Here is a 12713-nt window from a genome sequence, read left to right on the forward strand (position 1 = left end):
CTCCTGCAACTAACAACCCCCGCGCAGGGCAGGCGTTGTGAAGATCAAACAAAAAATGATTATACCTAAGCCACCCAGCTTTCCCTCGTGAGATGGCTGATTCTCCTTATAATCAGCGCATGGACTTCAGCAAACTCCCCCTCACCTTTGAAGGCACGGTGCAGCAAGAGCATCTAGACTTTCTCGGCCACATGAACGTGATGTGGTACACGCACTTTTTCGACCGCGCCACCTGGAACTGGTACAACAGCTTCGGCTTTGGCCACGAATATCACACGCAGAGCGGCAACGGCAGCTTTGCGCTGGAGTCCCATACGCGTTTTCAGGCAGAGTTGCGCTTAGGGGAAAACTTCCAGGTGTACTCACGCGCTCTGCAGCGCAATCCCAAGCTTTTCCTGATGATGCACTTCATGGTGCGCGGCCGTGACGGCCAGTTGGCCGCCATCACGGAGCTGCTGGGCATCCATATTGACATGGCCACCCGCCGCAGCTCCCCGCTGCCGAAGGAGATTGCGGCCCTGTGGGATGCGCAGATCGCCATCGGCAACAACGCCGGCTGGGATGCGCCGGTCAGTGGCGCGATCAAGATCGGGTAAGAACGTATGCCGGTTGCCGAACTGCGCGTAGCGCTGACCACCGAGGATTATGAACGCGTGGTTGCCTTCTATCGAGACGGGCTGGGGCTAGACCCGGCGGCTTTGTGGACCAACGACGAGGGCGGCCGCGGCCAGATGTTCCACGCCGGGCGGGCCGCTTTGGAAGTCTTCGACCCCAGTTATGCGGCCAGCGTAGACCGGATCGAGGTTGGCCGCCGGGTTAGCGGCCAGATCCGCTTCTGTTTTGAAGTGCCGGATATTCACGCCGCGGTGGCCCGCGCTCAGGAATACGGCGCCGTGCTGGAGCACGAACCCATGCTCACTCCATGGAACGACCTCAACGCCCGCCTGCGTTCGCCAGATGGGTTACAGATCACCCTGTTTCAGCCTATCTCAGGCTAGCAGAACACAGTACTACTCAGTAGCCAGCGCAATGTTGGCGCACGGCGCGCCGCAGCGCTCCACTTCAAAGAAGATCGCGTCGATGGACGGCTCCATGGTTGAAACCTGGGCACCGTTGCGCAGGGTCAGCACTACGCGCAGACTGTGTGCCTGGAATATCTGCGATACCTGGCCGTCGTGCAGCAGGGCCACAGCTTGGTCCCAGGAGACCTCGGCACCGTCCGGCGGCAGTTGGCTGGGCGCACAAGCGGCCAGCAATGCCAGCAGTATGGCAGCGATCAGTAGTTTCTCCATATTTGCCTCCACCCTGTGAACGTTGCAAGCCTGCGCTGGGTTCCTAGTTCTTCACCAACTCCACAACTTTGTCAGGCACCAGGCGTCCTTCGTCGTTCTCGCGCTCCACATAGCGCGCCAGCCAGCGGCCCTTGGGCTTGTTCTCTTTCATCGGGTCCAGCTTCTCGGCGATGCCGGCCGCGTCCAGCACCTCCGGCCAGCAGGTGACGCCGAACTTCTTGAAGTTGCCGCCTTTTACCACCCAGCGCGGGTGTTCGCCGCCGGCTGCCAGCTGGATGCTCTCGAGCTCGAAGCTCTTCTGCGCCGCACTGCCGCTCTGCGCAGCTTTCGCTGCGCGGTCGTTGCCTTCGGCAACGACAGGTGAGTCTACAACCGCCGCTACTTCCCACGGTGTCCAGCCCTGCTCTTCCAGCAGCTTGATGAAGTTCTTGACGCGTAGAATAAATTCCTTGTCAGACTGCTCGTCTGACTGGCGCAGGGTGAATTGGTCTTTGCTTCCGTTGGGGCCGTAGAAATAAGCGTTGTACGAACCACGTGCTTCTTGCATGTCTGCTCCGTTCCACTTGTTCGCTGGGTTGGATTTGCCTTGGCCTCATTGCGATTAGAATCGCTATGTTGCTCAAGGCGGTTATGCTAAAATGAACAAGTGTTCTAGGATTTTATAATGCCATTGGATCTTCTCTCTGTCAAGCAGCAGTCCGCCCAAATTGCCGCCAACGCGCCGCAGGAGCAGCAACGCGTGCAGGCCTTGCGCAACAAGGCCAATGAGTTGCTGGCCGAGCATGCCAACAAGGGCGCCGAACTGCGCGCCAAGGTGGAACTGGCCGCCCAGCTGGATAGCTGGCTGCGGGCCGCCAAGCCCACCGACGAGCCACTGACAGCGCAGTTCCCCCTGCCCGCTGCGCCCGGCAGCTTGATGGTCATTGCTGCCGATGGCTCGCAGATCAATCCTGACCGGCACGCCGCGCTCAACTTCTACCTTGTGAACCTGGGCGCCATCCTGATGCGCACCCACAGCGGGCAGGCGCCTCTACAGCGCGTGCAAAGCGAACTGCACTACGCCGAATACAGCCCCACCGGCAGCGTGACCCAAGACCAGGTAGGCCTGGAGCGCGATACCAACGAACGCATTTTTCTCGCGTCCCTGGCTGCCGAAAAGCACGACCTGCCCGTGCTTGCGCTCACCGATGGCCCATTGGAGCTGTGGGGCAGCCGCACGCAGGACTCGCAGGAGCAACAGAGCTACCTGAGCGCTCTGGAGAAATACCTCACCGCGCTGCAAGCCCTGCACGCCACCAAGGCCATAACCGCCGGCTATGTAGATAAACCCCGCGCCGATCTCGTCGTGCGCTCCCTGGAGATCGCCGCCACGCCGCAAGAGATGCTGGGCGACACCCGCAAGTTGCGTTACCTGCGCGGTGTAACCGACGCCGACCTTTTCGCATTCCTGGCCCCCGGCGAGCGCTCGGCACTCTTCGCGCACCAGAACCAGCTTTCGGGCCGCTACGAAGGCCCGTTGACGCTGCACTTCTTCTATCTCAATGTGGGTGACGAACGCAGCAGCAATCTGGCCCGCGTCGAAGTACCCGCCTGGGTGGCGCAGAACCGCGCCATGCTCGATACGCTGCACGCTGCGCTCGTCGAGCAGTGCAAGCTGCTCGGCTCGCGCCCGTACCCCTACGCGCTACACCGCGCCCATGAGATCGCGGTGGTGAGCCGCGCCGAGAAGGACGAAATCACCAACATGCTGCAGCGCGCCCTGGAAGCCGAAGGCGTGCACACCGGCGACATGTCGCACAAGCAGGCCCTCAAAGACTTGCCGGGCCGCGGAAGGAACTAGATGACCGACACCAACTACCCTATCGGGCGCCTGCTGCGCTCGGGCATCACCGGCTTTGTGGCCGGCTGCCCCATCGTGGAGCAGGAGCGCCCCAGCTTCGGCGCCCTGGTGCGCGCCCCGCTCGGGCCTAACGACTCCATATACGGCGTTGTGCATGAGCTCAGCATTCTGGACGATGGCCTGGTGCGCCAGCTGGTGACGCGTGACCAGCCGGTGGACGACACCGTGATCGCTGACAACCGCGTCAACCGCACCGTGCCGATGGAGATCAGCGTGCTGGCCGTAGGCCACAGCCACAACGGCGCCATCAGCCATGCGCTGGCGCCGCGCGCCCCGCTCAGCCTGGACGCCATCCACCAATGCAGCCCGGAGGAGATCGTAACCTTCACCAACCACGGCCGCTTCGGTTACTTGCGCCACCTGCTGCGTGACACCGAGCTGCCAGTCGGCGAACTGCTGGCCGCCCACGTGCGCCAGGCCGCCGCGGCTAACGCCACCGCCGGGCAACCAGAATGGCGCACCCGCGCCGCTCAGGAAATCATCGCCCTGTTGCGCGATGACTACGCAATCCTGATGCAAGTGCTGGGGGCATTGTCAGATGTTTTGGAGAACGAGCAATGAGCGAAGAAATGCAAGGCCGGCAACGCGTCGGCTTTATCGTCGGCGGCAGCCTCAAAACCAACTTACTAGCCCGTCTGCAAGTGTCGGCCCAGGATGTGCAGGAAGGTGCCTTTGTCGTCATCGAGAGCGGGCGCTGGCTCTTTCACGGGCTGGTGACCGACCTGCTGCTGGGAGCAACTGACCCGCGCTTTGCTGACGAGCAGAGCGGTGTACGGCTGCCTGCCGAACTGGCGGGTTTGCTACACGGCCAAACCCTCTTCACCAATCTCGAGATCCTGCCTGCCCTGATGATGGAGCGCGGTCCGGAGCTCGGTACGCCAGAATACGACGAATGGATGAAAGCAATTGAAGCAGGTCTGCGCAAGAAACCGCGCGCCCTGCCCATCAAGACCGTACCAGCCCACCAGGCCAGCGTTATGCTCGCCAGTGAAGGCGACATCGCCGAGATCTTCGGCGACCCTGGCGACAAGGACAACTTTGTCATCGGCACCACCCGCGAGCAGGATCACCCCGTCGCCATCGACTTGCACAAACTGGTTCAGCGCTCCTCCGGCGTGTTCGGGGCTACCGGCACCGGCAAAAGCTTCCTCACTCGCCTGCTGCTGGCTGGCCTCATCCACCACAACGCCGCTTCGGTGCTGGTGCTGGACATGCACAACGAGTACGGCTTTGACGACACCTCGTCTGACACCAATGAGCGCGTCACCGGGCTCAAGACCAAGTTCCCTAGCCGCGTTCAGATTGTAGGCCTGGGCGCTGGCACCAACATCCGCGGTCAGAACCCCGATTTCCACCTGGAGATCGCCATGAGCGACATCATGCCGCAGGATGTTGAACTGCTCACCCGCGAGCTCAACCTCAAGGAAACCACGCCCACTACGCTCGACGCGCTGGTCTCCACCTTTGGCGCGCGCAACTGGTTCAAGTCCTTCAAAGAGATGAAGGCCAACGCCGTCATCGAGAACGAGGACGGCAAAAAGGTGCCCGCGCCGGAGAGCGTGGCCGCCTGGGCAGACGAGCGCGGCGTCAATGTGATGGCGGCCGAGGGCCTGCACAGCAAGCTCAGCCGCGTATTCAACCTGCCCTACCTGGTCGAGAAGCCAGCCATGGACGGCATCGGCGAGGTGATCAAAGCACTGGAGGCGGGCAAGCACGTTGTCCTCTCCTTCGGCAAGCACGAGAGCGACCTGGATTATTTGCTGGTCAGCAACCTGCTCACCCGTCGCATCCGTGAGCGCTGGGAGACAACCACCAACGAGTTCCGCACCACCGGCCAGCACGAGCCGCGTCCGCTGGTCATCGCCGTGGAAGAGGCCCACAAACTGCTTAACCGCGAGATGGCCGCCCAAACCAGCTTCAGCACCATTGCCCGCGAGCTGCGCAAGTACTACGTCACCCTGCTGATCATTGACCAGCGTCCCAGCCAGATCTACGACGAGGTCATGTCGCAGTTAGGCACGCGCATCAGCGGATGGCTGGGCGACGATGACGATATCCGTGCCGTGCTCAGTGGCCTGGCCGGCCGTGAGGCCCTGCGCGGCATGCTGGCCCGCCTGCAGCCCAAAGAAGAGGTCTTGCTATTGGGTTGGGGCGTGCCGATGCCGTTACCTGTACGCTCTCGGCGCTACGATGATATATTCTGGCAAGAGCTGCTGGGCGATAAAGCCGCCAGCAGTAAAAGCGAGAAGCAGATCAAGAAAGAGCTTGGGTTTTGATAGGAGGCAACAATGAATCGCAGAATTGTTTCAGTCGTTCTAACGCTTCTCACCATCACTGTCAATGCGATGGCCAATATATTGCCCATCAATGGGCAGACTACCGGCGAGATATCTGACCGTTTTGCCATCCGCTTTGTACCAGCGGGCTATGTGTTCTCGATCTGGGGGCTGATCTATGTTGGCCTGATTGCATTTGCTGTGTATCAGGCGCTTCCGGCGCAACGCGGCAACAAGCTTCTTGACCAGATCGCCCCGGCCTACTGGATAGCCAGCCTGGCCAATGCCGCCTGGATCGTGCTGTGGCACTATGAGCAATTCACACTGACCATCATAGTCATCGTCGTGTTGCTCTTGTCGCTCATCTCGATCTATCGCAGCATTCGCACCGCAAAACAAGACGCGGGCTTCCTTTGGTGTGTGCAGATCCCTTTCAGCATCTACCTTGGCTGGGCGAGCGTCGCCACCATAGCCAATGCCTCCCAGGTATTGACCTTTCTTGGCTGGGGCGCGTGGGGCCTGAGCGCCGAGCTGTGGGCAGTTATCATGTTGGTTACGGCCAGCCTGCTGGGCGCCGCGATGTTACTGCGCGAGCGCGACGCAGCCTACGCGCTGGTCCTCGTATGGGCATTTGTTGGCATCGCCCTCAAGCAGGCGGATAGCGCTTTGGTAGCCAATGCCGCCTGGGCGCTGGCGACGGTTCTCGCCTTGGGCAGTGTATGGAGCACAGTACGCAAATGACCAAAGCCAACGCCTTCGTCCTGGTCCAGTTCGCCGCCATCGGCGCCCTGCTGCTCACCGGGCCTTGGCTGGCGCAGCCGGCCGCCCTGCTGGCGTTGCAACTCGGCGGCCTGGCGCTGGCCGCCTGGGCCGTTCTCAGCATGGGCATCGGCAACTTCGGCGCTTCGCCGGTACCGCTGGCTGAAGCGAGCCTGGTGCAGCGCGGACCTTACGCGTACATCCGCCATCCTATGTACACCGGCTTGCTGCTGTTCACGCTGGCGCTGGTGTTGGCCGCGCCCAGCCCGCTGCGCATTGCATTCTGGCTGGTGCTGCTGGCTGATCTGGTGCTCAAGCTGCATTACGAGGAGGGCTTACTTGCCGCCAAGTTTCCTGGCTACGCCAGTTACCAGCGATCTACAAAGAAGCTGATCCCGTTCATGTTCTGACCGCAGTCCTTGCATTTCTGATAGGTAAAAACGGCCACCCTGCGTCTAAGATTACTAATCGGCTTATAGCCAATTAGTACCAGCAGGGATATGCGGCTTTCAGAAACGAGCGGGCAAGTAAAGGCATTACTTAAGGCGGGCCAACGGCAGCAAGCCCTGCTTTTGCTTTCCCAAACTCTTAAAACCGACCCGAGCTATACCGAAGGGTGGTGGCTGCTCAGCTTTGCCATTGACGACCGTGGCAAACAGATCTACGCCCTCAAACGCGTACTCCAGCTCAGCCCCAACAACCCCAAAGTACTCGAGCGCCTCGCCGCCCTCTCGCCGCAAGAGGCGCGCCAACAGCAGCCTGCGCTGGTGCGCCAGATGCCGGCCCGCAGCGCAGTCACCTCCACCCGCGAAGGGCGCACCTGGGCTGGCGCCATCGGTGCCGGGCTGCTGGCCACGCTGGCCGTGGCCGGCGGGCTCACTCTGGCCCTGCGCGCCACGCCCGCCCGCGCCAGCCAGCCCGAGCCTACTGCACCTGTGCTGGCGGCCTCCCTCCCCACCAGCACAGCCGTACCAAGCAGCCCTTCCGCCGTCCCGCCCACAACCACCAGTCAGCCCAGCGCGCCGGCAGCCACGGCAACCGCCAGTCCAGCACCAACCGAAAAGCTCCAGCCGCAGCCAGTTAGCGAAGAGGAAGAGGTTAGCGTAACCCTGATTACCGATTCCGACACCAGCGCCCTGCCCGCCTTTGACCAGTTCGTGCAAAGCCTTGCCAACGGCAACGGCAACCAGCCAGTGGGCGTCTATGTCCAAGGCCAGTTCCAGTACCCGGTGGTGCAGCAGCCCAGCAGCGATCCCGCCTGGGTCACCAGCAACTTCGGTGAGGTGACCAATTTCCGCATCGTGCGCCAACACACCGGCAACGAGGGCCTGATCGCCCACAATTACCTGGCCGGCGGCAGCTTCTATAACCTGCAACCCGGTGATATCGCCGAGCTCGTCATGGGTGACGGTACCGTGGTGGAGTTTGAGATCTACGAGATCCATTCCTTCCAGGCGCTGAGCCCAAACAGCGCGCTGAGCGACTTCCTCAACCTGGATACGGGTGAAAAACTGACCGCTTCCGATCTCTTCTACCGCGTCTACGGCGGCAATATGACCTTGACCTTTCAAACCTGCATCAACCGCGACAACATTTCCACCTGGGGTCGCACCTTCATCATCGGAGCAGAGCTGTAATGGTTCGCCACTACTTTGAACTCGTGCAAAGCAATTGGCGCTGGGTCGCTTTGTTCATCCTCGGCGCCTGCATCCTTTCGGTGGCCATCTCGCTCAGCGCCACGCCCATCTATCGCGCCACCACTTCGTTCGTCATCTTCCCCAATGAGAAGCTGACCAGCAGCCGAGATGTGGTCTCAAGCCTTGATACGCTGGAAAAGCGCACCGTCATCACCACCTATTCCGAGATCGTGGCCAGCGAGCGCGTCTACCAGAATACGCAGCAAAGCATGCCTTCCGCCGGCGAAGATTTTGCGCACTACCAGCGCAGCGTGGTAGTGCCGCCCGAATCCAACATCTTCTATCTCAACGTAGACGGGCCTCACCCGGCCTTCGCCGCCGCGCTGGGCAATCAAGTCGGCGCGCAGGGCATTGCCACCATCAAGGGCATCTACCAGGTCTTCGACATTGCCGTGCTGGACGAGGCCCACGCCCCCACCACCCCCATCAGCCCGCAGCCGCTGCGCTCGCTGCTGCTGTTCGCGCTCGGCGGCCTGCTGCTGGGCATCTTCGTCGTGCTCGTGCGCTACCAGATCAACCGGCCCATCGAGGCCATCCGCGACCGTCTGAACCGTGACCCTGAATCCGGTGCTTACAAGCGCGCTCACTTCAGCAACCTGGTCGAGCGCCGCATGGCCGAGCGGCCCGACGCGCCGCTTTCGCTGGCCCTCATCGAACTCGAGAGCCTCAAGACCTTCGCTAACTCGCTGCCCAACGTGGTGCTGAGCGATTTCCTCACCCACACGGTGGAGATCCTCAATAAGCAGCTGCGCGGCAATGATGCCGTCGGCCGCTGGAACGAGACCGCCTTTGCCATCATGCTGCCGGATACACCCCCACAGCCCGCAGCCCGCACTCTCTTGCGCATCCGCCAGGGCCTCTTGCAACCCATGGAGGAGAGCTCCGGGCTGTACAAGGTTTCGCTCAAACCCAGCGTCGGCCTCACCGCCTGGGAACACGACGAAACCCTCACGCAACTCATCGAGAATGTGGAATTTGCGCTGGAGAAAGCCAATCAGGCTGCCGAGCGTATCTATATCTTCCCAATTGACCTGGGGCAGCCCAAAAATGGCAACAGCTAAACGCTTCGCACTCCTCCTGTTGGCCCTGAGCCTGCTGGCCAGCATTCCCGCCGCGCCCGCCCTGCAGACCGGCACACAAGTCAGCGAGATCACGCTGACCCAACTGGGCGCAGAGCCCTTTGCCGCCCTGCAAGGGCCGTACAGCAGCCTCGCCCTCACCTTCACCACCCCGCCCAACTGGGATCCGCAGACCGGCAGCACCCTCACGCTGGATCTGCAGAGTTTCTTCTCCAGCTTTGTGCCTGCCCAGGGGGAAGTAGCCCAGCAGAACTTGGTCGCCGGGCACATCTCCGTCCGGCTCGATGGCACAGTGCTGCACCGCAGCGTGCTGAGCACCAATGGCGAACAGCAGCTCAGCCTGGCCTTGGAACCAGCCCTGCTGGCCGCCGGGCCGCAGCACACCCTCAATATAGATTGGGATGCCTCGGCCTCGTGCCAGTTGAATCTCTCCAGCACCGTCCTGTTGCAGCCCAGCTCCATGCTCAGCCTCAGCTACGCCGAAACCGCCGTGGAGCCTGCGCTGGCCCAGCTGCCCTATCCCTTCTTCTCCGCTGATGCGCTGCAGCACCCCGGCACGCTAATCGTGCTGCCGCCCAATCCCACTCAGGGCCAGGTGGCGGCGGCCCTCACCGTGGCGGCCGCCTTGGGCCGCTTCGCGCCCCAGCAGCCTATTGAGCTGGCTATCGAATCCGCCCTCAACGAAGACAACCTGGCCGACAAGCATCTGGTGTATGTCGGCCAACTGGAGCTGTTCAGAGATCTGCAAAGCCCCACCCTGCCGCACAATCAGGATGCCACTCTGCGCCAGCCCGCCGCCAACCGCGCCGGCCTGGGCTTCATCGAGGTGGCCCGCTCGCCCTGGAACATCCAGCGCGCCATCCTGGTAGTGAGCGGCGGCAGCGAGGCGGCAGTACAGCGCGCCGCCCTGGCGGTAGGCAGCCCGCTGGTACTCAACGACCGCGGCAACATTGCCTACGTGCCGCAGGATACCAAGCCCAGCCTGCAGCCCACGGATACGCTGGCCAGCAATTTCTCGCAGCTGGGCCAGACCGATTTCACCTTCACCCGCTTTGGCCGCTCCGAATTGCGCGTGCCTTTCTATATCTCACCAGACCGCGCTGTGAGTGATGCAGCCTTTCTGGATCTGCGCTTTGCCCACTCCCAACTGCTCGACTATTTGCGCTCCAGCGTTACCGTGCAGGTCAACGGCCAGGCCATCAGCACCACCCGCCTGGTGGATCAAACCGCCGCACGCCACAGCGAAGTCACCCTGCTGCCCGCTTCGATCCTGAAGCCCGGCATGAACGAGCTGCTCATCTCTGCCGATGTGGTGCCGCTGGACCTATGCGCCAACCCTGCCGAGGGCGACCACTGGCTCACCATCTATGCCGACTCGCTCATCAGCATCCCCACTTCCAACGATCCGCTGGTGCGCACAGAACTGACCCTGGGCGAATTCCCGCTACCCTTCCTGCACAACAGCATGCAGGGCACCGCCCTGCTGCTGCCCGATAACGACCCGCAGGCCTGGGCCAACGCCGCGCGCCTGTTGCGCGGCCTAGCTGCCAGCTACCAGGCCTGGCCGCTGCTGCCCAGCGTACAGATCGGCTCCAGCAGCGCCGCCTTTGCCAGCGCTGGCGCCGACAACATCATCATTCTGGGCAATTTTGATGATTTCCTGTCTGATCTCGAAATGCAGACTCTCTTCGCCGTGCAGCGTGCTGGCGATAGTGGCGAGGTTGCCCTCAGCAACGGGAGCCGCCTGGGCTATTCACCCAGCGTGCCGCTGGCCATCGCCTCACTGAACCGCCTGCCCAATGGCGATACCGCCTCGCTGGCACTGTTGGGCAACACGCCCGCCAGCCTGCAAGGCGTGGTGGAAGCGCTCACCGCGCCCAGCTTCCCCAACCGCAGCAACGGCGTTCTGCTGATGGCGCAGCAGGGCGCAACCGCCATCCAGGACACGCGGCCGGCCGCCTCCGGCCAGCCGCAAGCGACTGCCGCCGCCGAGCTGGCGCCCAGCGCCAGCGGCCCCGTCTCCACCGGCAAAGGAGTCTGGCTCTGGCCGCTGCTGGCACTCATGCTGGTCGCCTTCGGGCTCATCATCTGGGAGCAGATGTCGGGGTGGGTCAAGCGCAAGCGCAGCCACTAATCTTGTACCAACCAACTCCTTGATGTCCCGCTCCTTTTAGCCTCGGTGCCTGAAGGATCTGCTATACCTGCCGCAGCAAAGGGGGGAACTAGCATGCAATCCAAACCTGGCAGATATCTTTTAAGTTGCACTCCCCACCCCCACCGAGAAAACAAACAACATCTTTTTGCCGCGCCAGCGAAGGCTGGCGCAAAACTCCAGCGCCGCTTGTGGCGCAAAAATCTGCCCAATTTGGCATATTTCCTGCATCTAGGGGGTCATGGAACTCAAAGGAAAAGGCTACTACCTCTGGCAAATAAAACGGGCTTTTGAAGGCAACCCCGGCAAAATTGCCGATGCTGCTAAGCAAGCCGGCCTCAGTCACGTACTAATTAAAGTGGCTGACGGCGTCTACAACTACAACATCACCAACGGCGTGGATATGGTTCCCGGCCTGGTGGCGGCGTTGCGCTCACGCGGCATCTCCCCCTGGGGTTGGCAGTATATCTACGGCGTCAACGCCGTCAATGAGGCCAAGCGCGCCATCACCCGCGTCAAGCAGCTCGGCCTGGATGGTTTTGTGGTGAACGCTGAGAAGGAATTCAAGGCGACCAACATGGCCAGTACGGCGAAAGCCTACATGCAGGAATTGCGTGGCGGCCTGCCCAAGTTCCCCATTGCGCTCAGCACCTACCGCTACCCCAAGCTGCACGCACCTTTCCCGTTCGCCGCCTTCCTGGAATTTTGCGACATCAACATGCCGCAGGTCTACTGGGTCGGCTCCAGCAATCCGGGCCAGCAGCTCAAGCGCACCATTGACGAATACAAGGCCCTCTCGCCCGTACTGCCCGTCATCCCCACCGGGGCCGCCTACGGCCAGGGTAGCTGGTCGCCCACCGCAAGCCAGGTCATCGAATTCCTGCAGACCGCTCGCACCATCGGCCTCAACGCGGCCAACTTCTGGGAATGGCAGACCTCTTACGTAAAGACTGACCTGTGGAGCGCGATCAGCCATTTCGACTGGGCCGCACCGCCTGCCCAGGCGCCGGCGCCCCCGCCCACGCCTCCGGTGCAGAACCCGCAACCCAACCCGCCCACCACGCCGCCTGCTGCCCCCACGCCCACGCGTGACCCGCGTGTGGCCCAGGCGCTGGAGATCGGCAACAAGCTCATCGCCGCCCTCAACTCAGGCGTAGCGAACAGCGTAGTTTTCCTCTACCAGACCGAAGGCCGCCTGGTATGCAACGGCCAGGGCCGCACCGGCTCCCGCGAACTGTACAGCTGGTACTCCGGCCTGCTGCGTGAGACCTTCCCACCCAAGACCACCTTCCGCCTGCTGGATGCTGGTGTACAGGCTGACTTCCTTAAGCTGGTGTGGAGCGCAACCCTGCCCAGCGGCAACACCGCCCGCGGCACGGACCTGATCCGTATGGACAATACCGGCAAGCTAATCGCCATGCACCACGCCGCCTTCAGCATGTCCAAATCCGCCGAACGCGCCCTAGCCTAGGCAGGCTGCTTGAAACAAACATGTAGATAGCGGAGCGCAAGATCCAGCGCTCCGCTATATGATTTATTCAAAATGGGGGAAGATGCG

Annotated in this window: 14 protein-coding genes; 11 read left to right on the forward strand and 3 right to left on the reverse strand. The window is 62.0% G+C overall.

Annotated elements, in window-relative coordinates; genetic code table 11:
- The first annotated feature begins 119 nt into the window (after nucleotides 1-119).
- Nucleotides 120-596, forward strand: a complete 477-nt coding sequence (locus KIT08_04400; GenBank protein UYN90484.1) for a thioesterase family protein — start codon at nucleotides 120-122, stop codon at nucleotides 594-596.
- 6 nt (nucleotides 597-602) lie between these two features.
- Nucleotides 603-998 (forward strand): VOC family protein, encoded by a 396-nt coding sequence (locus tag KIT08_04405; protein ID UYN90485.1) that lies wholly within the window; start codon nucleotides 603-605, stop codon nucleotides 996-998.
- Nucleotides 999-1010: 12 nt separating this feature from the next.
- Here KIT08_04405 and KIT08_04410 read toward each other — a convergent pair whose 3' ends face one another.
- Nucleotides 1011-1292 carry a hypothetical protein gene (locus KIT08_04410; protein UYN90486.1) on the reverse strand — a complete coding sequence of 94 codons (282 nt, stop codon included), beginning with the start codon at nucleotides 1290-1292 and terminating at the stop codon, nucleotides 1011-1013.
- Nucleotides 1293-1335: 43 nt separating this feature from the next.
- Nucleotides 1336-1839, reverse strand: a complete 504-nt coding sequence (locus KIT08_04415; protein UYN90487.1) for a hypothetical protein — start codon at nucleotides 1837-1839, stop codon at nucleotides 1336-1338.
- Between the two features lie 123 nt (nucleotides 1840-1962).
- Here KIT08_04415 and KIT08_04420 point away from each other — a divergent pair, with 123 nt between their 5' ends.
- The 8 genes from KIT08_04420 (at nucleotide 1963) to KIT08_04455 (ending at nucleotide 11137) form a co-directional block, all read left to right on the forward strand.
- The gene (locus KIT08_04420) at nucleotides 1963-3132 is read left to right on the forward strand and encodes a DNA double-strand break repair nuclease NurA (protein UYN90488.1); all 1170 of its coding nucleotides are present in this window, start codon (nucleotides 1963-1965) and stop codon (nucleotides 3130-3132) included.
- Nucleotides 3133-3753 (forward strand): hypothetical protein, encoded by a 621-nt coding sequence (locus tag KIT08_04425; protein ID UYN90489.1) that lies wholly within the window; start codon nucleotides 3133-3135, stop codon nucleotides 3751-3753.
- Nucleotides 3750-5468: an ATP-binding protein gene (locus tag KIT08_04430; protein ID UYN90490.1), complete on the forward strand. Its 1719-nt coding sequence runs from the start codon at nucleotides 3750-3752 to the stop codon at nucleotides 5466-5468. Before KIT08_04425 ends, KIT08_04430 begins: the two co-directional genes overlap by 4 nt.
- A 12-nt stretch (nucleotides 5469-5480) precedes the next feature.
- Nucleotides 5481-6209: a tryptophan-rich sensory protein gene (locus tag KIT08_04435; GenBank protein ID UYN90491.1), complete on the forward strand. Its 729-nt coding sequence runs from the start codon at nucleotides 5481-5483 to the stop codon at nucleotides 6207-6209.
- Nucleotides 6206-6637 carry a hypothetical protein gene (locus KIT08_04440; GenBank protein UYN90492.1) on the forward strand — a complete coding sequence of 144 codons (432 nt, stop codon included), beginning with the start codon at nucleotides 6206-6208 and terminating at the stop codon, nucleotides 6635-6637. The genes KIT08_04435 and KIT08_04440 overlap by 4 nt, the downstream gene beginning before the upstream one ends.
- A gap of 162 nt (nucleotides 6638-6799) precedes the next feature.
- On the forward strand, nucleotides 6800-7864 hold the full coding sequence (locus tag KIT08_04445; GenBank protein ID UYN90493.1) for a hypothetical protein: 1065 nt from the start codon (nucleotides 6800-6802) through the stop codon (nucleotides 7862-7864).
- Nucleotides 7864-8985: a diguanylate cyclase gene (locus KIT08_04450; protein UYN90494.1), complete on the forward strand. Its 1122-nt coding sequence runs from the start codon at nucleotides 7864-7866 to the stop codon at nucleotides 8983-8985. The genes KIT08_04445 and KIT08_04450 overlap by 1 nt, the downstream gene beginning before the upstream one ends.
- Nucleotides 8972-11137: a cellulose biosynthesis cyclic di-GMP-binding regulatory protein BcsB gene (locus KIT08_04455; GenBank protein UYN90495.1), complete on the forward strand. Its 2166-nt coding sequence runs from the start codon at nucleotides 8972-8974 to the stop codon at nucleotides 11135-11137. The genes KIT08_04450 and KIT08_04455 overlap by 14 nt, the downstream gene beginning before the upstream one ends.
- 88 nt (nucleotides 11138-11225) lie before the next feature.
- Here the strand turns inward: KIT08_04455 and KIT08_04460 are convergent, their stop codons facing one another.
- Nucleotides 11226-11501, reverse strand: a complete 276-nt coding sequence (locus tag KIT08_04460; GenBank protein UYN90496.1) for a hypothetical protein — start codon at nucleotides 11499-11501, stop codon at nucleotides 11226-11228.
- 12 nt (nucleotides 11502-11513) lie between these two features.
- Between KIT08_04460 and KIT08_04465 the strand changes: the two genes are divergently transcribed.
- Nucleotides 11514-12626: a hypothetical protein gene (locus KIT08_04465; GenBank protein UYN90497.1), complete on the forward strand. Its 1113-nt coding sequence runs from the start codon at nucleotides 11514-11516 to the stop codon at nucleotides 12624-12626.
- The last annotated feature ends 87 nt before the right edge of the window (nucleotides 12627-12713 follow it).

The sequence above is a fragment of the Anaerolineales bacterium genome (assembly GCA_025808555.1).
Classification (GTDB): domain Bacteria; phylum Chloroflexota; class Anaerolineae; order Anaerolineales; family UBA11579; genus JAMCZK01.